Annotated in this window: 17 protein-coding genes and 1 pseudogene; 16 read left to right on the forward strand and 2 right to left on the reverse strand. The window is 36.2% G+C overall.

Annotated features, from left to right (window positions below):
* The first annotated feature begins 21 nt into the window (after positions 1 to 21).
* The 4 genes from C8E03_RS16155 to C8E03_RS16170 all read left to right on the forward strand — a co-directional run bounded on the left by C8E03_RS16155 (position 22) and on the right by C8E03_RS16170 (position 6,376).
* Positions 22 to 1,383 carry an ABC transporter substrate-binding protein gene (locus C8E03_RS16155; protein ID WP_110291577.1) on the forward strand — a complete coding sequence of 454 codons (1,362 nt, stop codon included), beginning with the start codon at positions 22 to 24 and terminating at the stop codon, positions 1,381 to 1,383.
* 141 nt (positions 1,384 to 1,524) lie between these two features.
* A complete protein-coding gene (locus C8E03_RS16160) occupies positions 1,525 to 2,418 on the forward strand; it encodes a carbohydrate ABC transporter permease (protein WP_094375797.1) in 894 nt (297 codons plus the stop codon).
* Between the two features lie 13 nt (positions 2,419 to 2,431).
* Positions 2,432 to 3,262 carry a carbohydrate ABC transporter permease gene (locus C8E03_RS16165; protein ID WP_094375798.1) on the forward strand — a complete coding sequence of 277 codons (831 nt, stop codon included), beginning with the start codon at positions 2,432 to 2,434 and terminating at the stop codon, positions 3,260 to 3,262.
* Between the two features lie 9 nt (positions 3,263 to 3,271).
* Entirely contained in the window at positions 3,272 to 6,376 is a 3,105-nt protein-coding gene (locus C8E03_RS16170) for a hypothetical protein (RefSeq protein WP_110291578.1), read from the forward strand.
* Positions 6,377 to 6,455: 79 nt separating this feature from the next.
* On the opposite strand, the gene C8E03_RS16175 is transcribed toward C8E03_RS16170, so the two are convergent.
* Positions 6,456 to 7,205, reverse strand: coding sequence for a glycosyltransferase family 2 protein (locus tag C8E03_RS16175; protein ID WP_094375800.1), 750 nt, complete (start codon positions 7,203 to 7,205; stop codon positions 6,456 to 6,458).
* Between the two features lie 43 nt (positions 7,206 to 7,248).
* Entirely contained in the window at positions 7,249 to 8,637 is a 1,389-nt protein-coding gene (locus C8E03_RS16180; RefSeq protein ID WP_110291579.1) for an exopolysaccharide biosynthesis polyprenyl glycosylphosphotransferase, read from the reverse strand.
* Between the two features lie 426 nt (positions 8,638 to 9,063).
* On the opposite strand from C8E03_RS16180, the gene C8E03_RS16185 reads away from it, so the two are divergent.
* The 12 genes and pseudogenes from C8E03_RS16185 to C8E03_RS16235 all read left to right on the forward strand — a co-directional run bounded on the left by C8E03_RS16185 (position 9,064) and on the right by C8E03_RS16235 (position 25,118).
* Complete coding sequence (locus tag C8E03_RS16185) at positions 9,064 to 12,432, forward strand: N-acetylmuramoyl-L-alanine amidase (RefSeq protein ID WP_110291580.1); 3,369 nt, start codon at positions 9,064 to 9,066, stop codon at positions 12,430 to 12,432.
* 17 nt (positions 12,433 to 12,449) lie between these two features.
* Positions 12,450 to 14,876 (forward strand): family 10 glycosylhydrolase, encoded by a 2,427-nt coding sequence (locus tag C8E03_RS16190; protein WP_110291581.1) that lies wholly within the window; start codon positions 12,450 to 12,452, stop codon positions 14,874 to 14,876.
* Between the two features lie 110 nt (positions 14,877 to 14,986).
* On the forward strand, positions 14,987 to 16,063 hold the full coding sequence (rfbB, locus tag C8E03_RS16195; RefSeq protein WP_110291582.1) for a dTDP-glucose 4,6-dehydratase: 1,077 nt from the start codon (positions 14,987 to 14,989) through the stop codon (positions 16,061 to 16,063).
* A 79-nt stretch (positions 16,064 to 16,142) separates the two neighbouring features.
* On the forward strand, positions 16,143 to 17,012 hold the full coding sequence (rfbA, locus tag C8E03_RS16200; RefSeq protein ID WP_110291583.1) for a glucose-1-phosphate thymidylyltransferase RfbA: 870 nt from the start codon (positions 16,143 to 16,145) through the stop codon (positions 17,010 to 17,012).
* An 18-nt stretch (positions 17,013 to 17,030) separates the two neighbouring features.
* On the forward strand, positions 17,031 to 17,582 hold the full coding sequence (gene rfbC, locus C8E03_RS16205) for a dTDP-4-dehydrorhamnose 3,5-epimerase (protein WP_110291584.1): 552 nt from the start codon (positions 17,031 to 17,033) through the stop codon (positions 17,580 to 17,582).
* 11 nt (positions 17,583 to 17,593) lie between these two features.
* Complete coding sequence (locus C8E03_RS16210; RefSeq protein WP_110291585.1) at positions 17,594 to 18,397, forward strand: ABC transporter permease; 804 nt, start codon at positions 17,594 to 17,596, stop codon at positions 18,395 to 18,397.
* A gap of 173 nt (positions 18,398 to 18,570) precedes the next feature.
* Positions 18,571 to 19,839, forward strand: a complete 1,269-nt coding sequence (locus C8E03_RS16215) for an ABC transporter ATP-binding protein (RefSeq protein WP_094380257.1) — start codon at positions 18,571 to 18,573, stop codon at positions 19,837 to 19,839.
* Positions 19,840 to 19,887: 48 nt separating this feature from the next.
* Positions 19,888 to 20,781, forward strand: a complete 894-nt coding sequence (locus tag C8E03_RS16220; protein WP_242993602.1) for a class I SAM-dependent methyltransferase — start codon at positions 19,888 to 19,890, stop codon at positions 20,779 to 20,781.
* Between the two features lie 1,069 nt (positions 20,782 to 21,850).
* Positions 21,851 to 22,555: pseudogene (locus C8E03_RS23025) on the forward strand (glycosyltransferase family 2 protein); the annotation flags it as partial.
* A gap of 525 nt (positions 22,556 to 23,080) precedes the next feature.
* Positions 23,081 to 23,770, forward strand: coding sequence for a glycosyltransferase family 4 protein (locus C8E03_RS23030; protein WP_456298598.1), 690 nt, complete (start codon positions 23,081 to 23,083; stop codon positions 23,768 to 23,770).
* Positions 23,767 to 24,162 (forward strand): GtrA family protein, encoded by a 396-nt coding sequence (locus C8E03_RS16230; RefSeq protein WP_094380262.1) that lies wholly within the window; start codon positions 23,767 to 23,769, stop codon positions 24,160 to 24,162. Before C8E03_RS23030 ends, C8E03_RS16230 begins: the two co-directional genes overlap by 4 nt.
* A gap of 14 nt (positions 24,163 to 24,176) precedes the next feature.
* A complete protein-coding gene (locus tag C8E03_RS16235; protein ID WP_110291587.1) occupies positions 24,177 to 25,118 on the forward strand; it encodes a sialate O-acetylesterase in 942 nt (313 codons plus the stop codon).
* Positions 25,119 to 25,120 lie beyond the last annotated feature (2 nt).

The following is a 25,120-nucleotide window of genomic DNA, read 5'->3' on the forward strand; positions in this document are numbered from 1 at the left end:
CTTATATTAGGAGGATTCGATATGAAAAAGAAATTTATAAGTCGAGTACTGTCAGTAGTACTTAGTGCCGCAATGGCTGCAAGTCTAGCAGCGTGCGCAAGTAGCCAGAAGTCGGAAGAGACTTCGTCGAATAGTGATAATTCTGATTCTAAAACTGTCCAGACAGGAAATTCCTCAACGGATGCTGAGGAAATTACTTTAAATGTATGGCATCAATGGTCGAATGATACCAATGAATTGAAAAAACTTTATGATACTGCGGTAGGGGAATATATGATAGAAAACCCAAATGTAAAAATTAATACGCAGACACTGGATACGGAAGCATATAAAACAAAAATTTCAGCGGAATTTACAGGGGATGCTTCTGGCATAGATGTCTTTTACTATTGGGGTGCAGGTACTGCGAAAAAGCTTGTAAATGCAGACAAATTGTTACCACTGGATGATTATATTACAGATGAGGTAAAAGCCAAACTATTACCAGGTTCAACAAGTGCTTTTGAATATGATGGAAAAACTTATTCACTTCCCTCATTTTCATGGTATATGACACTGTTTTGCAACCAAGAGCTGTTTGATCAGGCAGGTGCAACACTTCCAACCACCTACGATGAACTTTTAGAAGCCAGTAAAAAGCTAAGCAAGTTGGATGGCATTACTCCTATTGCGGCAGGAGCAAAGGATGGCTGGAACGCTGCTTTTATATATCAGGCATTGGCCATGCGGGAAGTAGGAGCTGCAAACATTAATAAAATGTTAAATAGTGAGGTTTCATTTGGTGAAGATGAAGGTTACAAGGCAGCAGCAGACAAAGTATTGGAGCTATATCAGGCAGGTGCATTTGGTAAGAATCCCTTAGAATCAGGAAATGATGATGCGAATTCAGCCTTTATTACAGGTAAGGCAGGAATGCGTATTATGGGAAGCTGGTTTGCAAATCAGGTTTATACAGATGACAGTGCAACCATTAATGCAGACAAGGTAGTGGCTTTAAAAATACCTATGGTTACGGGAAAAGGTAACGAATCGGATTATTGTGGTGGATTTATCGAATCTTTCTGGGTAAATAAAAATACAAAGTATGCAGAAGAAGCAGCCAAATTTGCTATTTTTATCAATGAACAAATGGGAAAGGCAGCTTATGAAACGGGAACCGGATTCTGCGGTTGGAATGAAGAATTAGATGAAAGTAATTTAAATCCTTTATTTATCCAAATTAAGGGATTAGTCTCAGAAGGAGAGACAGGAGTATTAGCTTGGGATACTTCTTTAGATGCAAATCCGGCAACTATACATAATGAGCAGGTTCAGACTCTATTTTCACCGGACGCAAATGTAGATACCTTTATTGAGGAACATGAGGCAGCGATTAATCAGTAGTTGATTTGGGTGTCGGCAAAAGTCGGCACCCCTAAAAATTAGAACCTTGTGTTCCAATATACGCTTATGTCAATTTTGACTACTGCTTGAGATTGTCACCAATGTGGCAGTCTCTTTTTAAAAATAAAGGAGGGTTTTTCGATGAATAAAATGTTAGGAAAGAAAAGCTACGTTGCGATATTTGTATTGCCTGCTCTTTTGATATTTATGAGCTTTGTCCTAATACCACTTATAATAAGTGCCACCTATAGCCTGTTCGATTATGATGGAATAGGAAAGATGAAATTGATAGGCCTTAACAATTATATCAACATGTTTACAACAGACCGCTATTTCCCAAAAGCGGTAGCAAATTCACTTATATTAGTAGCAGCATCCCTATTGATACAGCTTCCCATTTCACTTATATTAGCACTTATTTTGGCTCATGGAGTAAAAGGAGAAAAATTTTTTAGAACTGTATATTTTGTTCCGGTAGTCATTTCCAGTATGGTGATTGGTCAATTGTGGATGAAAATCTTTCACAGCGAATATGGACTGTTAAATATTTTAATTAGTGGTATGAAAGGAGAAGTCTTTGATTATTCGTGGCTTTCTAATTCTAGAACGGCATTTTTATGTACGGTAATACCTGCGGTCTGGCAATATATAGGATATCATTTACTGATTTTTTATGCAGGTATCAAGTCAATCTCTACAGAATATTATGAGGCAGCGCAAATTGATGGAGCATCAAAATGGCAGACAAATCTAAGAATTACATTACCCTTGCTAGTTCCTGTCATTAAGACCTGCGTTATCTTTTCAATTACAGGTTCTTTGCGCTCCTTTGATTTAATTTATGTAATGACAGGAGGTGGACCAAATCACTCCAGTGAAGTGCCCGCCACCTTAATGTACAATAATCTGTTTCGAAGAGGCTTATACGGATATGGAAGTGCTCAGGCATTTTTTATTGTAATAGAATGCCTTTTATTCACCTTGATCATTAGCAGAATTTTTAAAAAGTCAGAGCAAAATGCAGCCTTAATATAAGGGAGGAATCGGCATGAACCAAAAGAAAGCATTGAATAGCTTTAAACTTATTGTTTTATCATTTATTGCAATTACACAACTGTTTCCATTGTATTGGCTTATTACCTTTTCCTTGAAAAGCAATGCCGAAATATTTGGAGAAAATATAATTGGTTTACCAAGAGCCTGGCGCTTTGAGAATTATAAGACCGCTTTAACAGATGGAGGAATCTTAAGATATTTCCTGAATTCCGTTTTTTATTCTGCGGTTACCGTTTTTACAGTTGCAATTCTTGCGGCAATGGCAGCCTATGCAATTGCCAGAATGAATTGGAAAAGAAAGGAGCTTGTCTTTGGAATTTTTACGGTTGGTATCATGATTCCTTCGCAGGCAGCTTTGCTTCCATTATTTCAGATTATGGATAAAATGGGACTAAAGGGTGGTTATTTAGGACTTCTTATACCCTATATTGCGTTTGGAATACCAATGAGCGTTATGATTTTAGTGGGATTTTATAAGGGGATACCAAAGGAGATGGAAGAGGCGGCTTATATGGATGGCTGCGGTATTTTCCGCTGTTTTCTCACGATCATGCTTCCTATGGTAAAACCAGCCATAGCCACGGCATCCATATTTACCTTTCTTGGAACCTGGAATGAATTGATGTTTGCTAATACGCTTGTGGACAGCTCAGACTACAGGACACTCCCAGTTGGTATTATGTCCTTTGCGGGACAATATTCTACGGATTGGGGACTTATCGGAGCCGGAATGGTAATCGCCACATTACCGACCATTATTATTTATTTTCTGCTAAGCAATCAAGTGCAGGAAAGCTTAGTTGCCGGAGCAGTAAAGGGTTAGGAGAAAAATATGTTTGATGATAAAGGACGTTATATAATAGAAAATTACAACAGACAATCAGCTTTTTCGAGTTTTTTGCCCGGAATCAGCGGCTTAGAAGGTATTCCTATTTGGTGCTTCTATGTTAATCGAGGACAGGCAATCGCAAGTTTTGGCATCGAGAATAAGAATCATTCCATAATGGAGTTTTATCCTGCTCATCAGGCTTACCAAATGACTAAAACTATGGGGTTTCGAACCTTTTTAAAAATAGATGGAGTATATTATGAGCCTTTTTACAGCAATGAAGGAAAAACAAAAATGTATATAGGAATGAATGAACTTGAAATTGAAGAAATCAATGAAAGTTTGGGTATTCAAGTCAACGTATTATACCATACACTGCCAAATGAAAGACTTGGTGGTTTGGTTCGTAAGGTGACAATACAAAATCACAAAAAAATGGACAGGCAGCTCGAAATGTTAGATGGAATGCCGGCAATCATTCCTTATGGAATTGAACTAAGTTCTATGAAAGAAATGGCACAGACAATGAAAGCGTGGATGCAGGTAGAGGATGTAGATATGAAGCTTCCCTATTATCGTGTCCGCTATAGTACAAAAGATAGCGCAAGTGTGTCTAAAATAGAAGAAGGAAATTATTTTTTCGCAATGACAAAGCAAGGAGAACGTCTCCCAGTAATCGCCGATGCCGATATTATATTCGAATATGACACTTCCTGTCAGATTCCTGAGGGCTTTTTAAAATATGGGTTAAAGGCGGTTCTTAATAAAAAACAAATACTCCAAAACCAAGTTCCATCAGGCTTTGCTGCTTTAGAAGAAAAGCTTACAGCAAGCAAAGCAATTACGATTATTTCTGTTACAGGACAGGCAGCAAATAAGAATCTATACCTTGATTTTGCAAGTCGTTGCAAAAGAAAGGACTTTTTTAATAAAAAGTATGAGCAGACAGTGGAATTGACAGAAAAATTAAGTAAAAGGATAACAGGAAAAACAGGAAATAAAATTTTTGACGGGTATTGCAGACAAACTTATATTGATAATATACTAAGAGGAGGATACCCGATAAACTTTGGAAACAATCACATCTTTTATGTCTATTCCAGAAAGCATGGGGATATGGAGCGAGATTACAATTTTTTTCAAATGCTTCCTGAGTATTACTCGCAAGGAAATGGAAATTATAGAGATGTGAATCAAAATAGAAGAAGTGATGTTTTATTTTCACCATTTACTAAGGATTATAATATTAAGGTATTTTATAATCTGATTCAGCTTGATGGATACAATCCTCTTTTGGTAGAAAAGGCTGCTTTTCGATTAAATGAATCGTCTGGTATTTGTAATTATATTGAAGAATCACAAAGAAATTTGGTGACAGAATTTTTCCTTAAGGATTTTTCACCAGGAGAATTATTGCAATTTCTGGACAAAGAGGACATACATCTATATCTTGAAAAGAAAGAATTTTTGACTGAGGTGATAAATTCTTCTACACAGCAGTTAAATGCTTCCTTTCAAGAAGGCTATTGGGTGGATCACTGGACCTATAATCTGGATCTAATTGAAAGCTATCTCGCTATTTATCCAGATTATGAGAAGCATTTACTTCTGGAGGATAACAGCTATACATATTACGAGGCCAGAGCTGTTGTTTTACCGCGCTTAAAACGATATGTAAAAACTGATATTGGAATACGCCAATATCATTGCATTGATGAAGTAAGGAAACAACACATCAAGCATGAAAGGGTCAGAACACAGCATGGAAACGGAGCGGTTTATACTTCTAATCTTCTGACAAAGCTTTTAGTCATTATACAAAATAGATTTGCTTCTTTGGATATGTATGGTATGGGTGTCGAAATGGAGGGAGGTAAGCCGGGGTGGTATGATGCGATGAATGGGTTACCGGGTATATTTGGTTCTTCTATGGCAGAAAGCTATGAGTTGCTTCGCTTACTAAAGTATGTGGTAAAGGTGGTTGAACGCTATCAGGCCGAGGCAGATATCTTTCAGGAGCTTTTTGATTTTATGGTTCGCACAGGCAAAGTAATGAAAACCTATTTTACTCAAGGTAAAGATAATATGTGGGTTTGGAATAAGCTAAATGAACTGAAAGAAGAATATAGGGAACAGACTGTCTGGGGCATAGACGAAAAGAGACATATTTTGACCTACAATGAATTGCTCAAATTACTAAAATGCTATATCAGCTATACTGAAGAAGGAATTCAAAAAGCAATAGAGGCAGGCAATGGAATTTGTCCTACCTACTTTGCATATGAAATGACAAAGTATAAGATAATAGATGAACAGGTGATACCGGAATGCTTTCAGCAAATTGAAATGCCTTTATTTTTGGAAGGCTTTGTTCGCTACTTAAAACTGCCTATTTCTTTAGAAAAGAAAAGACATCTCTATGAAAAAATTAAAAAGAGTACTTTATATGATAAAAAATTGCGTATGTATAAGGTAAATGAATCACTAGAAAAAACTTCTTTTGAAGTGGGACGGGCAAAGGCTTTTAGTCCGGGTTGGCTTGAAAATGAATCAATATGGCTGCATATGGAATACAAATATTTATTGCAATTGTTATCAAATGGATTATATACGGAGTTTTATGAGGATTTTTGGCATGCGTGTATTCCTTTTTTGGATTTTGGTGCCTATGGTAGAAGTATTCTCGAAAATTCCTCGTTTATAGTAAGCAGTGCCAATTTGAATGAAAGGATTCATGGTAAAGGTTTTGTTGCAAGATTAAGCGGTTCCACGGCAGAGTTTCTACAGATGTGGCAGATCATGATGTTTGGAGAGAAGCCTTTTCGGGTAGTGAATGATAAACTAATCTGCGTTCTGGAACCTGCGATTCCGATCTATCTGATTGCAGAAGATAAAACAATTGAGGCAACCTTTCTTGGAAGTATTAAAGTGATATATAGGCTCAATAAAAAGAAAGCTTTGATTCCGACGCAATATAGTGTAGAAAATATTGTCGTAAAGTTTATGGATGGAACAGAGGAATACTTTGTGGGACAAATTACAGGGGAAGCAGTAAAGGATATTCGAAATGAAAGAGTTACAGAAATTGTTTGTTATGTAGAGCTATAAATAGTAGTAAATAGAATAAATTGTTTAAAAATATGCTATAAGGGTGCTGATGAGGCACCCTTTTTGAAGTAACTCATAACTAATGTTTTCGATACTTCAAAAATCCGTGCAGTGCATAAGAGACAAAACATGTACAGGATTTTATAATGCCGAATCCCATATAACGATATACTTTAAAAGTCATTTTGGCAGAATGCAGCTTGCTGCCCGATTTACCCGAATTACTTAAGCGATACTTAAGTAAAGGTTCATTGACGGCACAGACTTTTTTATATTTTTGTAATACTCTCAGCCACATGATGTAATCCTCGTGGCTGTCCTCGTATTCCATTGGAAATTCCAATGCGACTTTTCTAAGTAAAATAACAGAAGAGCAGTTAATTAAATTTTGTCCAAGCATCATGTGATAAGTAATATTTTCGGGAACCGGAATTATTTTTTCAGTCAGCTTACCATCCGGTGTCATAAGCTCTCTGGCTGTACTGCATAAAACACGCTGTTTTGCTTCCAAAGCATCAAGCTGTTTGGATAACTTGTGAGGGGACCAATAATCATCAGCATCTAAAAATGCAATATACTTTCCTTTGGCAAGCCCTACACCTTTGTTTCTTGACCTTGCAACTCCAAGATTTTCTTCGTTTTTTATATAAATAATATTGTGATTGTTTTTGTATTTCATCAGTAGATTACTTGTATTATCGGTGGAACAGTCATCTATGATGATAAGCTCTAGCGGCACCTCTTGAATTAGCACGGAATGAATTGCTGTTTCGATATACTTGCTAGAATTATAAGTCGGCATAATTACCGACACAAGTGGTATTTCCATTTTTAAGCTCCTTATTATACTTTGGGCAAATCTTTTATTTCCTTTATTTTTTACTAGATTGAGGCGTCTTTTTCCCCTCTGTTTTCGATGCAGTTTTCTGCCATCTTTCAACGCCTTCTGTATTCTCTTTTTGGAATAATATTTTAAAAGTCATTAACATTAGTTTAAGATCAAGCCATACGGAATAATTTTCGACATACATCAAATCCAGTTTTAGCTTATCATAAGGAGTCGTATTGTATTTGCCGTAAACCTGCGCATATCCGGTAAGACCTGCTTTCACCTTTAAGCGGAACGAAAATTCCGGGATATCTTCCTCGTATTGTTTTGCAATCACTGGTCTTTCTGGTCTTGGACCAACTAAGGACATGTCGCCCTTAATAATGTTAAATATTTGGGGAAGCTCATCAAAATGTATATTTCTTAAGATTCTGCCAACTGGAGTCACCCTGTCATCATTTTTCATAGCGAGTCTGGCTCCATGTTTTTCTGAATCCATTTTCATACTTCTGAATTTGAAAATCATAAATTTCTTACCGCCAATGGTTAATCGTTCCTGCTTATACAAGATTGGTCCACCATCATAGAGTTTAACAAGCAAGGCGATGATCAACATAAAAGGAGAAGCAATTACCAACAAAATTAAAGATAAAACGAGATCTAATAAACGTTTTGCAAATGCCTGCTCCATGTTCAGCCCGCTGTTTCTTGATAATAGAAGCGGTGAATCGAACAAATGAATGTTGTCTGAGCCTAGAATAATGATATCAGACAGCTTTGGGGTGACATAGACACGAATCGAATATTTAAAACAATATTTTAAAATATTATTTCGTATCTGTGCAGGAACATCACTTATTATTACAGCTTCGTAGCCGAGTATTTTTTCTAAAATAATATCTTCACCCTCACTGATATGGACACTTTCCTTTATGTCGTATTTATCTTTTCGTGAGCTCATTTTATTAATTAATGCAGTGGTATCTCTGTCGCCGTAAATCATAATCATTTTATGAGGCGGATATAGACTGATATAGAGATATCTGCTGATTGCTGACCATACACAGATGATTCCTGTATCTATCGTTACAACGTAGAGGATGGGGTTTATGTTCATAATGGAGCGGCCTATCAGACAAATCTGTAGATAAGTAATAAAATTCACAATTATCATAGATAGTATCTGTGAGTAAATGACATCTGACAGTCTAAGGTACCCAATCTTAAAACCGCCATAGATTCTTGAAATTAAATACATTAACAAAACATATAAAATCACTACGACCCAATGTCCGCGTCTCCAGTATGGAAGCGGTATCTTGTGATTATAATAGTTTGTCCATACAATCCAAAAAACCAAAGCCTCCAAAGCGATAAGTGCCGCCATTTCGACGAAAATAACCAACCTTTTAAATTGTTCTTTATTATACAATTTTAATACCTCTAATTCTTCTTTCTCTAAATAATAAAAAATCACCTAATTATTAGCAATATATACTCAGAATAAGTGTAACAGAGGTAAAAATACTTGTCAATATTGTTGATAAAAGTTGTCAGCAAAAATGAAAGCCAAATAGTTATACATAGTAAAAATTTACAAAAATGTAAAACTTAAGGTTATATGATAGGAAGTTAAGCAAATTGTAAACAAATTGGCTTTGACATTGGTTTTTGTGTGATTTATAATCTTACTTAAGTGGACAAATTTAAAAGCCTAAGCGCTTCCATTCTATTTACATAGGTAATGAGGATAATGCTCTGATTTTAAGAAGCATTTGACAAATGCTGCAATAACTTGAGAAAATCACAAATGATGTTTCTCATGGTTACTATTTAATAATAAGGAAGAGGAGAAGATATGCGATTAATTAAAAAAGTTTTGGCAATCAGTATGGCAACTGCTTTGACGTTTACAGGACTTGAAATGCCGGTTAATGCGACTGAGAACTCAAATACACAAACAGAAGCAGTTACAGAAGCACAAACAGGGGTAGAAGACACGCAAGAAGCGACAGCAAGCGAATCTACGGATACAGCATCCGATGCGAATGAAGTTTTGACGGATACTACAGAAGAGAGTACAGTAACAGATGAAAGTACAGTAACAGATGAAAGTACAGTAACAGATGCGAGTACCTCAACAGATACGAGTACCTCAACAGATACGAGTACCTCAACAGATACGAGTACCTCAACAGATACGAGTACCTCAACAGATACGAGTTCTTCAACAGATGAGAGTACAGCAACTGAATCAAGTACTACGAAAAAAGAGATAAAAGAACAACAGATGTTAAATGAAGCCCTTTTGGAAAACGGTACAATAACATTGTCAGAGGATTTACAAATTGATGAAATGTTAGAACTTGCACTTCCAAATACCTTAGAAAAAGCTGAGATAACAATCGAGCTGAATGGTTATAAGATAACATCTGAAAAGGCAAATGCCTTAATGCATGTTTCTGAAAATGTTACACTTAACATTAAAGGCGAAGGAAGCATGGTTAACAGTACAGAAAATGGAATAGTAATTATTAATGAAGGCATCATTAATTTAGATAATGCTGATTTATTAGCAACAGGAATCAAAAGTGTTGGAGTATTAAATAACAGCACACTTGGTGAGAAAGGTCTTGTAATTAAGAGTGGTACAATCAAGGCTGATTGGTTTGCTATAGGTAAAACAGCAAAGGCAGAAGCGTCGGTTAACCGACCAGCTGCCTTTTTTGCAGTAGCAGGTATTTTAACGGCTGCCGCAGATACGAATTCTACAGACACAGACTCTACAAGCACAGATTCTACAGAAACAGAGTCTGCTATAGAAAAGGGTTCTTATAGTGTTGATGAGAGTGCGACTGTTGTAGATGAATCCGAAACCAGTATTCAAGTAACCAATGAAACAGCACAAACAGATGATACAACAACAGAGAATGCAGATACAAATACTACGGATTCAAACGATACAACAGCACAAACTGACAATACAAATACAACAACTAATACAGGTGTAGAGGCAAATACAGCAGCTGTCACAGCACAACAGTCAGCTATCGTAGCGCCAGAGATACCGATTAATGTTACAGCAACAGTTAATAGTTATAATAGCGTAAAAATCGCTTGGAGTAGTGTAGCAAATGCTAAAGGATACATAGTAGAGAGAATTCAGACCGGTACAGAGACAGCGTATACGGAACTGACAAGAATTGAATCAACTGAGTACACAGATACCACCATTGCAGTTGGCAAAGAATATAAATATCAAGTGTATGCATTTGTATATAATGAATCAAATGAAATGCTAAAAAGTGCGGCAAGTTCACAGGTAACAGCTCAGACCTCACTTGCAGCACCACAGTCATTAAGTGCAGTACAGTCTTCAGCAACCAGTGTTAAGCTAAATTGGACTGCAGTAGACGGAGCATTAAAATATAATATATACAGATCAACAAAAGGTGGCGCGTTTAAACTAATTACTTCGGTAGAAAGTACAAATTACAAGAACTCCGGTCTTAAAACCGGTACCAAATACACTTTCAAGGTAACGGCAGTTAATGGTGATTATGAAAGTGAAGCCAGTAATGAAGTATCACTGAAAGCAGCGGCAGCAGCGGTAACGAAGCTGAAAGCTTCAAGAAGTGCATATAATGCAATTAAGCTTTCGTGGAAAAAGGCAAGTGGTGCAACCAAATATATAATCTATCGTTCTACAAAAGAAGACAGCGGCTATAAAAAACTGAAAACGGTAACTACAACAAATCATACCGATTCTACATGTAAAACAGGTGTTACCTATTATTATAAAGTAGTATCCTATTCCGATAAGGCTAAGGGAGGAGAGAGCTCGATTGTTTCTGCAACTCCAATATCTGCTGCTCCTACGAATGTAAAAGCAGTTTGTAAGTCATATAAATCTGTGAAATTAACATGGGATAAAGCAAAGGGTGCAGGTGGATATAATATTTATCGTTCCACTTCCAAGAATTCAGGTTATACTTTAATTAAAACGGTATCAAAAAGCAAGAAGACATATACAGATAAAACAGTTACGGCAGGTACAAAATATTATTATAAAATATGTGCAGTGACAAATAAAGTAGAAGGTAAAATGTCAAAAGCAGCATATGTTAAGATTAAACCGTCTGCTGTTAAAAATTTAAAGGCGGCAACAGCAGGTGGCAAAAATATTTCATTAACCTGGTCAGCAGCAAATGGTGCACAAACTTATTTGATTTATAGGTCCACCAGTGAAAATAAAGGCTATAAAAAAATAGCGGATACTACTGAATTAACTTATTCAGATACGAATTTAAAGAATGGAAAAACTTATTATTATAGAGTATATGCAAGAGCCGGTAGTGTTAACAGCAGCTATACGAAAACATCTTATGTCAATCCAAGTAAGGTTTATATGAGCTCAAGTACGCTGGAAATGGAATCAGGTGAAACCAGTAAGCTAAAAGTAACCTTTAAGCCAACATCAGTGTCAAATAGTTCAATTACGTGGTCGAGTGCAGACAGTAAGATTGCTACTGTTTCGAAAAAAGGTGTTGTGACTGCAGTTGCGGCAGGAGTAACTATCATCACGGCAACTGCCTGCAATGGTGTAACAGCAACCTGCGAAGTAAGTGTAGATCAGGAAGCGACAGGCGTAGTTGTTGTATTGGATCCGGGACATGGAGGCACTGATGGAGGTGCAACATCAGGCCCATTCGTTGAGAAAGACTTAAACTTAAAAATTTCAAAATATACAAAAGCCGAACTTGAAAAATACAGCGGAGTTATTGTTAAAATGACAAGAACAACAGATACTTATGTGGGATTAGAGGAAAGAACAATTATAGCAAAGAATTATGGGGCTGATTTATTTGTAAGCCAGCATCTGAATTCGGCAAGTGCTTCTGCGAATGGATCAGAAGTATATGTATCGTTAAAGGATAACTATAATACGGCTTCTACAAAGCTTGGAACACAGATTCTCTATCGGTTAACTGGACTGGGACTTAACAATCGCGGTGTAAAAACAAAGCTTTCATCAGATGGAGTAAACGACTATTATTCTGTTATAAGAAATAGTGTATCAAGAGGATTTCCAGGTATTATTGTGGAAAGCGCATTTCTCACAGGCTCAGACGACCAAGACATTCTTTCAACGGAAAGCGGGCTTAAGTCAATTGGTGTTGCAACAGCAACGGCAATAGCTGAATATTACGGATTAAGTAAAAAATAATAGGAGAAAAGAGTGCTGTGAATAAAAGGATTATTGCAATGATTCTGACAGCCGTAATGCTATTTCCTATCACTTCATTAACTGCCTTGGCTTCTAGCAATGAGCTAGAGGTACAAGGCAGTAATACTGCCTTGGTAGATACAAATCAGGAGGTGGAAGTGGGAAACTATACAATAGATGAGGAATCCTCTATTGTCGAAGATTCGACAAGTGAAGTTACGGTAGATAATAATGCGTCAGATATAACGGAAAATAAACAGGAAACGATAGAAGATACAACAGAACAATCGGATAACCAACAGTCAGAAAATCAGACAGACAGCTTACCCCAATCGAATGAGAAGACGAGTGATGACAGCCAAACGGTTACTACAGATTCAGAAGTTGATAAAACAGGGTTGCAGATAGGTGTAACAGGACCGGCAGCAGTTACTAATCTGAATTACCAGTCATTGAATTATAAAACAATTAAGCTTACCTGGGATGTAAGTGAAGGTGCAACAGAGTACGCTATATATGTTGCTTTTGAGGAGGCCGGTTCCTATGAAAAAGTAACGTCTACTTCATCAACCTCATATGAGAGTAAAGTTTCATGCGGGAAAATATACTATTATAAGGTGGTACCCTATGCTGATGTAATACAAGGTGCAGAAACTGTTATTAAAGTAAATACGAAGCCAGAAAAAGCAAGTCGATTGAGTGCAACCGTTAAAAATACAACGGTAAAACTTTCCTGGAAAAAAGGAAAGGGAGCAGAAAGTTATGCAATTTACCGCTCGGAAAAGAAAAACACTGGTTTTGAAAAAATAACAGAAACGAAAAAATTAAAATATTCGGATAAAAATTTAAAACAAGGAAAAACCTATTATTATAAGATTTATTCCGTTAGCAATGAAACAGAATCAGCAAAGGCACTATCTTCAAAAGCATTACGGATACCGAAAGGACCTAAGGCTGTTAAGTCATTAAAATATAAAGCAGAAAATTACAAAACAATTACACTATCTTGGAAAGCGAGCAAGGGCGCAACAAAATATGTGATATATCGATCCACAACTCAAGACGGCAGTTATAAGAAAGTAAAGACGACTAGTTCCACATCATATAAAAATAAAGTCTCGTGCGGAAAAATATACTATTATAAAGTAGTTCCATATGCGGATTCTCTAATGGGCACTGAAAAAATAATAAAAGCATATACAAAGCCTGATAAAATCACAAAGTTAAAGGCAAGAGTGGTAGATGATACAACTGTAAAATTAACATGGAAGAAAGCAAAAGGCGCATCCAGCTATTATGTGTATCGTTCTACCAATAAGAACAAAGATTTTACAAAGATCGGTGAAACAAAGTCAGCAAAGTATTATGATAGCAACCTGACGCCTAACGTGACTTATTATTATAGAATATATTCGGTTAGCAATGGGACAAAAGGCACAAAATCTGCATGTAGCGTAACCATACCCCAAGGGGGTTCGGGAGGTATCGATACCTCGGACAATATGCGAGCAGTGTGGATATCATATTTAGATTATGACACACTTAAGGATAAGAGTGAAAGTGAATTTACAAAAAATATAAATGCAATATATGATACTGTTCTGGCTCAGAATATCAATACAGTGATTGTTCATGTAAGAGCTTTTGGCGATGCAATTTATCCGTCCGGTTATTATAAATGGGCGAACTTTATCACCTCGGATTCTGATGGACCAGATTATGATCCACTTAAGATTATGGTTGAGGAGGCACACAAGAAAGGCTTATCCTTTCAGGCATGGATTAATCCGTATCGAACTTCTGACGGGGGAAGAGTCAATCCTGCAAGCAGCAGTGCTGTTAAGAAAATAGTAGGCGGAGTAGAGGAAATTGTTAGAAATTATGATATAGATGGCATTCATTTTGATGATTACTTTTATTTATCTACAGATAGCACAAGTCAGTCAGTCAAGATGAAAAATGTGAATAATATGATCAGGCAGGTATATGCTAAAATCAAATACATTAAATCCAATGTATTATTTGGAATCAGTCCTGCCGGAAATATTGAATATGCTCAATCGATAGGATGCGATGTTGATACATGGCTGTCGGAATCCGGATATGTAGATTATATATGTCCTCAGCTCTATTGGTCAGATGATTATGTAACCAAGAGCGGAGTTTCCACTAAAATGTTTACGAATACAATGAAACAGTGGATTGGCATAAATCAAAACAATACGGCATTGTATGCAGGACTGGCACTGTATAAGGTAGGTGTTTCTCTCGAAACGGCCTGGGGAAATGACTACGGTTGGGGAAACAGCACTTCAAACCTGTATAATCAGTACAAATCTGCAAAAAGCGCAGGCTATGCAGGTTATAGCCTTTATCGGTACGGCTCCTTTAGTCTGCCGGCGGCAAAGAAGGAGTTAGCTAATTTAAAAAAGCTTTCCCAATAATATAGTAGATTGTAAGTATGCACCAATGAAAATACTTCTTGATGCATCTGGCTTATAATGGTATAATTGTTCAAGATATGCAAGAAAACACAAATTTGGAGGAATAAAACATGAGAACATATTTAGTTACAGGTGGAGCAGGCTTTATAGGCTCAAACTATATACACTATATGTTTAGAAAATATGACAATCAGATTAGAATTATAAATGTAGATGCATTAACTTATGCAGGAAATCTAGAGAATCTTAAGGCACTAGAGGATAGAGATAACTATACCTTTGTCAAGGCAGATATATGTGATAAAGTGGCAATTGAGAAGATTTTTGCTGAAAATAACATAGACCGTGTGGTACACTTTGCTGCAGAAAGTCATGTTGACAGGAGTATTAAGAATCCAGAGGTTTTTGTTCAAACCAATGTTCTTGGAACCTTAGTTATGTTAAATGCAGCAAAAAATGCATGGATATTAGAGGACGGAAGCTTCAAAGCAGACAAGAAATTTTTACATGTATCAACGGATGAAGTATACGGTTCCTTAGAGGAAGAGGATTCTTATTTCTATGAAACGACTCCGATTGATCCGCACAGCCCATACTCTGCAAGTAAGGCATCTTCTGATATGCTGGTCAAGGCTTATATAGACACATACAAATTCCCTGCAAATATAACAAATTGCAGTAATAACTATGGTCCTTATCAGTTCCCAGAGAAGTTGATTCCACTGATTATCAATAATGCATTACAAGGAAAAAAGCTTCCGGTATACGGAACAGGTACCAATGTAAGAGACTGGCTGTATGTAGATGATCATGCGAAAGCCATTGATTTGGTTCAGGAAAATGGAAAAATTGGTGAGAGATATAATATTGGCGGACATAATGAAAAACAAAATATAGAGATTATTAATATAATTCTGGAAACATTACAGGAGATGCTACCTGAAAATGACGAGAGAAGAAAGCTTGTAAGTAAGGAGCTAATCACTTATGTTGAGGATCGAAAAGGTCATGATAAGCGATATGCAATTGCGCCGGATAAAATAAAGGAAGAGATTGGCTGGTATCCAGAAACTATGTTTAAAGATGGAATCAGACTTACAATTAAATGGTATTTTGATAATGAAGCATGGCTCAAAAACGTAACAAGTGGTGATTACCAGAAATATTATCAGGAGATGTATAAATAAAGGATATAAGCGGCAGTATCCAGTCTAATTTGGGTACTGCCTATCATGCGTTTAAGCGAAACAATGGAGGAACGGATTCATGAAAGGAATTATCTTAGCAGGCGGTTCAGGAACTCGCCTATATCCACTTACGAAAGCAATTTCAAAACAAATTATGCCGGTTTATGATAAACCAATGATTTATTATCCATTATCAACTTTAATGTTGGCCGGTATCAGAGATGTACTCATTATTTCTACTCCGAGAGATTTGCCGGTATTCGAAGAATTGTTTGGAACCGGAGAACAATTGGGACTCAGCATGTCCTATGCCATTCAGGAATCACCAAGAGGACTGGCAGATGCGTTTTTAGTTGGTGAACATTTTATTGGAAATGATAATGTGGCATTGGTATTAGGAGATAATATTTTTTACGGACAGAGCTTTTCAGATGTTTTAAATAGAGCAGCAACAAGAGAAAAGGGAGCAACCATATTTGGTTATTATGTAAGAGATCCAAGAGAATATGGAGTTGTTGAATTTGATCAAAATGGCAAGGCTCTATCAATAGAAGAAAAACCGCAGAATCCAAAATCTAACTATGCGGTACCCGGTTTGTATTTTTACGATAATGACGTAGTAGAAATAGCTAAAAATGTGAAGCCATCAGCCCGAGGCGAAATAGAAATTACTAGTGTTAATAATGAATACTTAAACAGGGGAACACTTAGCGTAGAAACATTAGGAAGAGGATTTGCGTGGCTGGATACGGGTAATCATGATTCTTTACTAGATGCAGCGGATTTTGTTGCTGCTTTCCAAAAGCGTCAGGGCTTATATATCTCTTGCATTGAGGAAATTGCTTATAAGAGAGGCTTTATCGATAAGGAACAGCTAATCAATCTGGCACAGCCATTGTTGAAAACAGCATACGGACAGTATCTAATGGATATTGCAAATGGATTATAATAAAGAGAGGCTATTGAGATGGGAAAAATTAAAGTTACAACATGTGAAATTGAAGGCTTAAGAGTCATAGAACCTACAGTATTTGGTGATGAAAGAGGATATTTTATAGAGACTTATAATTATAACGACTTCAAAGAGGCAGGAATTGATTGTCAGTTTGTACAAGATAATCAGTCTAGCTCGCAAAAAGGTGTCCTTAGAGGCTTACATTTTCAAAAGAATTTTCCTCAGGATAAGCTGGTGAGAGTGGTAAGCGGAGAGGTATTTGATGTTGCAGTAGATTTAAGAGAAGGCTCTAAGACATATGGTAAATGGTTTGGAATTATCTTATCAGCCGAGAATAAGAAACAGTTTTTTATTCCTAAAAATTTTGCACATGGCTTTTTAGTTCTTTCTGATACAGCGGAGTTTGCATATAAGTGTACAGATTTCTATCATCCGAATGATGAAGGTGGAATTTTGTGGAGTGATTCTGAAATTGGAATAGAGTGGCCGATACCAAAGGGTATGGAATTAATCTTATCGGATAAGGATACCAAATGGGAAGGAATTTCGGCGCTTAAGAAATAGAGAGGTTGATTATGAGTTTTATAGAAAGTATAAAAGATGTTTTGGGCAAACGAAAGCTTATCATGTCTTTAGCAGTCGCAGACTTTCGCAAACGATTTGTAGGTTCGTATTTTGGGGTTGCATGGATATTCGTGCAACCCATTGTAACTATTTTAATCTATTATTTAATATTTCAGCAGGGTTTTGGTTCCAGGCCGCCAGTAGATGAGCCGTATGTGGTATGGCTCGTACCTGGGATTGTACCTTGGTTTTTCTTAAGTGAAGCACTCAATCATGCAACAAACTGCCTGTGTGAGTACAGTTATTTGGTTAAAAAAGTAGTATTCAAGGTTAGTGTTTTGCCTATGGTAAAGATTATATCATGCATGTTTGTACATGTGATTTTTATCATAATTATGGTTATTTTATATCTGTTTTATGGGAGAGCACCATCGTTGTATTGGCTACAAGTACTTTACTATACATTTTGCTTATTTGTACTATTGATCGGGTTGTCATTTATCACATCATCTGTGACTGTATTATTTAGAGATATGGTACAAATTGTAAATATAGCATTGCAATTTGGTATTTGGGGTACACCAATTATGTGGGCACCAAGTATGTTTAAGGGAATGGATTCCTATGTATGGATTTTGAAATTAAATCCTATGTATTACATTGTAGATGGATATCGGTCAAGCTTTATCAATCATACAGGTTTTTGGGAGAAGCCAGGCGATACCTTATATTTTTGGGTCTTTACAGCAATCGTATTTGTGATAGGACTTAAGCTGTTTAAAAAACTAAAGCCGCATTTTGCCGATGTGTTATAGAAATGAGAGTACATTCGCACATAAGAGAGTAAAATACACTCTCTAAGTGCATGAACAAGGAAACTTATTTTTACTAAGCTCGAAAGAACCTCGCTAAGGAAAAATGAGTACATTCGCACATAAGAGAGTTAAATACACTCTCTAAGTGCTCAGAGTAGAAAGAGAGAATTTTGATGTTTGCGATTCGTGTTAACAATTTGAGTAAGGTTTATAATCTTTATGAAAAACCGATTGATCGTCTGAAAGAGACATTGAGTCCTTTCAAGAGGATTTATCATAAGAGTTTTTATGCGCTGAATGATATTTCTTTTGATGTAGAGCAGGGAGAAACAGTTGGTATTGTAGGTACTAATGGTTCGGGTAAATCAACAATTTTGAAGATTATTACAGGTGTATTGACCCCAACGCAGGGAAGTGTAGAAATAAAGGGCAAAATTTCTGCGCTTCTAGAGCTTGGAGCAGGCTTTAATATGGAATACACGGGTATTGAAAATATATATTTAAATGGTACTATGATGGGCTTTACGAAAAAGGAAATGGAAGAAAAACTTAAGGATATCCTTGATTTTGCAGACATTGGAGATTTCGTATATCAACCTGTTAAGACTTATTCCAGTGGTATGCTGGTTCGTCTTGCCTTTGCTACTGCAATTAATGTTGAACCAGAGATATTAATCGTTGATGAGGCATTGTCAGTAGGAGATGTTTTCTTTCAGGCTAAATGTTTTAATAAAATCAATGAAATAAAGCAAAAAGGAACTACGATTCTACTTGTTACGCACGATATGAGTAGTATAATTAAGTATTGTGATAAAGCTATCTTATTGAACCGAGGTAACTTCGTAGAGGAAGGCAAGCCAAACAAGATTGTGGATTTGTACAAGAAGATATTAGCAAATCAATATGATCCAAATAAAACAGAAGCTACTGTTGAAGCGGCTGCTATACAGGTAGATGGTAAGAAAAAGTGGATGAGCCAGTTATCCGTGAATCCGGAACAGAATATTTATGGTGACAAGAGAGCTGAAATTGTGGATGTTGGGCTATTTGATGAACAGGAGAGGCTTACAAATTTGATTATGAAAGGCAAAGAGTTCACCATTAAAATGAAAGTAAAATTTAATGAAACTATAAGTGAACCGATATTTGCATTTACCATTAAAGATACAAAGGGAACAGAGCTTGCAGGTACGAATACGCTGGTTGAAAATACTGGAATCCGCATGGTGGAAGCAGGTAAGACGTATGTCGTATCCTTTACACAAAAAATGATGCTTCAAGGCAAGGATTATTTAATATCTCTTGGATGTACCGGTTTTGAGAACGGAGAATTTGTCATCTATGACCGTATGTATGATGTGATTAACATCAGTGTAATATCCAATAAAAATACCGTTGGCGTGTATGACATGGATAGCGCAGTGGTTTTTGATGAAGAGTAAAAGCAAGCAGCAGAATAAACAACGCTTTTCGCTTGAATGGAGGTAGCAATGAGTAAAGAGGTTTTGAATCTCACATACTATAAGGGCGAAGATCTTTATAGTGACGGAGAAGTAGAGGATAAAATACTAGAAATTTTTAAAAATAAAGAAGACATACAAAAGCGTCTTATGCAAGATGATGATTGGGCTATTTTGTATCATTTATCACCAATCAGACAAAATATATTGGAATGGTATGATTTTGATAAGAATGCCTCTATTTTAGAAATTGGCTCAGGCTGCGGCGCTATTTCAGGTCTTTTTTGTGAAAAAGTGAAACGGGTAGTAGGCATTGAATTATCTAAAAGACGTTCTATGATTAATGCGGAAAGAAACAAGCAATATGACAATTTAGAAATTATGGTAGGAAATTTTGAGGATATTGAACTTACAGAAACCTTTGACTATGTGACCTTGATTGGTGTTTTGGAATATGCTGACAGTTATATTAGTGCAGACAAGCCATATGAAGAGATGCTTAGAAGAGTTAAGAAATTTCTAAAGCCAAATGGAAAGCTTATCATTGCAATTGAAAATAAATTTGGCTTAAAATACTTTGCAGGTGCAATGGAAGATCATACAGGTAACTTATTCGATGGCATTGAAAATTATAAAAACGTTTCCAGTGTGAGAACTTTTTCAAAAAATGAAATTGAAGAATTATTATGTAGTGCAGGGTATCAGGGAAATGAATTTTATTATCCTGTACCTGATTACAAGCTGCCAAATGCAGTATACGCGCAGGAATATTTGCCAAAATCGGGCGACCTTAGAAATATGTCGGTTGCTTATGACAGAGCTAGGTTTAAATTATTTGATGAAGATATTGTATACGATCAACTATGTAAGGATCATAAATTTGAATATTTTTCAAATTCCTTTTTGATTTTTGCGAAAGCATAACCGATGTATATTCTCGGTTTATGTTATTTTGGAGGTTAACATGAAGAATGTCTTATTTGTAAAATATAATAGAACAAGAAGGATAAATTATCAAATTAGTACTTCCATTTATGAGGAAAACGGTATTTCCTATGTAGAAAAGAAAGCTTTAAATGTAGAAGCGATACCTCATATAGAAAGTCTGAAAGAAAAGTCTGGTCAAATTAGTAAAGTACTGAAAAATATCGAGGTTCTTTTGCCTAATATACAAGGAAAATCAGCGATATATGAATTTATTGATGGGGTTACCCTGCAGGATTCTTTATTTGAATTAATTGATCAAAAGGATACTTTGTTAAAGCAAATTGATAGAATGAATGAACGTATCTTTTCTTTTCATACGGAATATTTACAGGAATTTCAAATGTCTGATCAGTTTCGAGAGATTTTCGGTGACGATGCACTTGATCTAAAGGGTGTGGCTGTAAAGCCTGCCAATATTGACAGTATGTATGATAATTTTATTGAAAAGGATGACAAGTTATATTGCCTTGATTGTGAATGGGTAGTAGATTGTCTGGTTCCGGTTGAGTATCTGAAATACAGAAGTGTATTCTATTTTTATCAAAGATATCGAATGTATTTGGAAAAATATATGACAGAGGAAGAATTTTTGGAATACTTTGGCTTTGCATCTGCTTTAGCGGATCGCTATTTTGAAATGGAGGATCATTATCAGCATTATGCACATGGAAAAAATAGAGAGTATATCTATACCGATCATTATAAGAAGCCAATTAAGTCCAGAGAAAATCTGGAGGAAGAAGGATTTGATTTAAGCAGCTTTAAAATGCTGCAAAATAAGGATAAAGATATCGAACATCTGAATGAGTTATGTCATATTAAGGATAATACCCTTCAAGATAAGGATCAGTATATTCGCGATTTGGAGGAAATTATTAATAAAATGCGTGCCAACCCGATGTATAAAGTAGGACGAGCACCTGTTAAAGCAGCTAAGGTTATCAGGGGGCTGTTTCAAAAAAAAAATCTAAATTATGAAAAATTAGAATTTCCATATGAAAATGAGCCGAAAGTATCCATTATCATTCCGGTATATAATCAATTTGAGTATACCTATCAATGTTTGAAATCTATTTTGGAGAATAGCACGGGAGTTTCCTATGAGATTATTGTTGCGGATGACGTTTCAACTGACAGAACGCGAATGCTATTACAAATTGCGGCTAACGTAACCGTGATGAGAAATCAAGAAAATTTAGGTTTTCTTAAAAATTGCAATCAGGCTGCAAAGAAAGCGAGAGGCAGCTATCTGTTATTCTTAAATAATGATACAACAGTAGTAAGCGGTTGGCTAAGTCCATTGGTTGCATTAATGGAACAGGATGAGAAGATAGGTATTACCGGTTCTAAACTTGTATATCCAAATGGAATTTTGCAGGAAGCAGGTGCTGTGATTTGGAGTAATGGAGATGGCTGGAATTACGGAAGAGGCGATGCAAGTGACAAGCCGGAGTATAATTATGTTAAAGAAGTGGATTATATTTCAGGGGCTGCCATGATGGTTCGGCGAAGCCTATGGGAAAGAATCGGAGGCTTTGATGAGAGATTTGCACCCGCCTATTATGAGGATACTGATTTAGCTTTTGCGGCAAGAAAGGAAGGCTATAAGGTAGTATTTCAGCCTGAGTCGATAGTCATTCACTATGAAGGGATATCTAATGGAACCGATACAGAGAATGGAATCAAGAAATATCAGATTGAGAATAAAGAAAAGTTTAAGGAAAAATGGGCAAAAGAATTAAGAAATCAGTGCGATAATCCAAATGGACTATTTCTTGCCAGAGATAGAAGCAACAATAAAAAAATGGTTGTATTTATAGACCGATATGTGCCACAATATGATAGAGATGCAGGTTCTAAGTCTACACTTGCATACATAAAGGCATTTATAAAAATGGGGCATCGGGTGAAATTTATTCCGGAAGATTTTAAAGCCGATGCTGTTTATACACGTAATTTAGAGCAATTAGGTGTAGAAGTGTTAACCGGCAGCTTCTATTTATTAAATATAGATCAGTGGATTATGGATTATGGAAAACACTTTGATTTCGTGTTTTCAAATCGTCCTTATACCACATACAAATTCCTCGATGTTTTAAAAACCAGTATTAAGGGAAAACTAATATATTATGGACACGATCTTCATTATGCCAGAGAAATGCGGGAATATAAGCTGACAAGAGATAAATTGCTATTGGCACATGCGAACCAAATGAAAATTTTAGAATATGCAATTATGGAGCAGGCGGATGTTGTTTATTATCCGTCATACCTCGAAATAGAGGAAATTGCGAAAGAAGCTCCCCAAATAAATGCTGCTGCTATCCCTGTTTATGTATATGAAAAATCCAATCAGAAAAAGCCACTTGATGCTAGATATCGTAAAGATTTAGTATTTGTCGGTGGTTTTGCGCATGAGCCGAATGTGGATGCAGTATGTTGGTTTGTGAATGAAATATTTCCAGAAGTATTAGATAAAATCCCGGATATTAGATTTCAGATTATAGGCTCTAATCCGCCAGATAAAATCAAAAATATGGCTGATGAGCATGTAATTGTAAGAGGATTTGTTACAGAAGAGGAATTAGAAGAGACTTATTGCAATGCCAAAGCTGCTGTCGTACCATTGCGGTTCGGAGCTGGCATGAAGGGGAAAGTGATTGAAGCTCTCTACTATAATGTTCCTGTGATAACTACAGAGGTAGGAGTACAGGGCTTACAAGATTATGAAAAAGTGATAAAGGTAGAGAATAAGGCCGAAGCATTTGCTGATACATTAATTCATCTATATCAAAGTCCACAGATTTTAAATTTAATGACGGCTGAAATGCCTCAGTACATTAATCGATACTTTAGCTTTGATGCAGCAGTAAAAATACTTAGAGATACGCTTTCATACTTTAAGTCGGAGGAGTTATACTTATGAAAAAATTAATCGAGCAAATCATGAAATTTGGAGTGGTAGGTTTTTTGTGCTTCTTTATAGATTATTTCGTGCTATTTGCTGCAACAGAGTATCTGGGAATTAATTATCTTATATCAAGCGCAATTTCGTTTTCTGTTTCAGTAATTGTAAATTATATTCTTAGCATTAAATTTGTTTTTGATACGAAAAAGGACACAAATAAAATAAAGGAATTTATCTTGTTTGTTGTATTAAGTCTGATTGGATTAGGTATCAATCAAATTATCATGTGGTTTACTGTTGAAAAAATGATGGTGTATTATATGCTTGCTAAGATAATAGCAACAGCCATAGTAATGGTTTATAACTTTATCACTCGTAAAGTTTTTCTAGAGGATAAAGGACAAGAGTAATTGGAGATGTTTTAGTGAAGAAAAAAAATAGAATTATAATACTGCTTACTATACTTTTATTAGTAGTAACAGGTGCACTTGTTTTTGTATTATTTGAGAATAGGAATAAAAATAAAGAAGTTACACTTAGTGAAGGCACTGAAGTGGATTTAGTCATGTTTATGGGGCAAAGCAATATGTCCGGAACGGGAGACAGCGATATGGCACCGACTGTAATAGATGGTGCAGGCTATGAATTTCGTGCAATTTCAGATCCAACAAAATTATATCCCATCGAGGAGCCTTTTGGTGAATATGAAAATAAAGAAGGAGCTGTGGATGACAAGGATTTGAAAACTGGTTCTTTAGTATCGTCCTTTGTTAATTCCTATTATAGCGGCTCGGGGGTACCAGTGATTGCTGTTTCAGCCTCGGCAGGTGGCAGCACCTTACATTCATGGCGAAAGGACGGCACTTTGCTTCCCGACGCAGTGAATCGATACAACACAGCAAAAAGCTGGTTAACGGAAAATGGCTATGTAATCAGACACAGTTATATGGTATGGTTGCAAGGAGAAAGTGATGGAAATAAGCAAACCTCTCAGGAAGAGTACATTTCATCCATTAAAGATATTGTTTCAGTGATGCAGGAAAATGGGGTAGAGAAGTGTTTTATCATTAGAATCGGTATCCGTACCGAGGAACCAGGTATGTATGATACAATTATTGAGGCACAGACAGAATTGTGTAAGAATAATGAAGACTTTATACTTATATCAACGAAGGCGGTTGAGCTTGACACATTAGGACTTATGAGAGATGAAGTCCATTATACTCAAGGTGGACTTAATCTAATTGGTGAGGAAGCAGGTGCCAATATGGCTTATTATGTGAAAACGGGCATGTCACCGGAACTTTATGATTACCAAAACGAAGACGTTTACAGTGATTCAAAGGAAGCAGAAGTGGTAGAATAAAT

Source organism: Lachnotalea glycerini, assembly GCF_003201285.1.
In the GTDB taxonomy this organism is placed as follows: Bacteria; Bacillota; Clostridia; order Lachnospirales; family Lachnospiraceae; genus Lachnotalea; species Lachnotalea glycerini.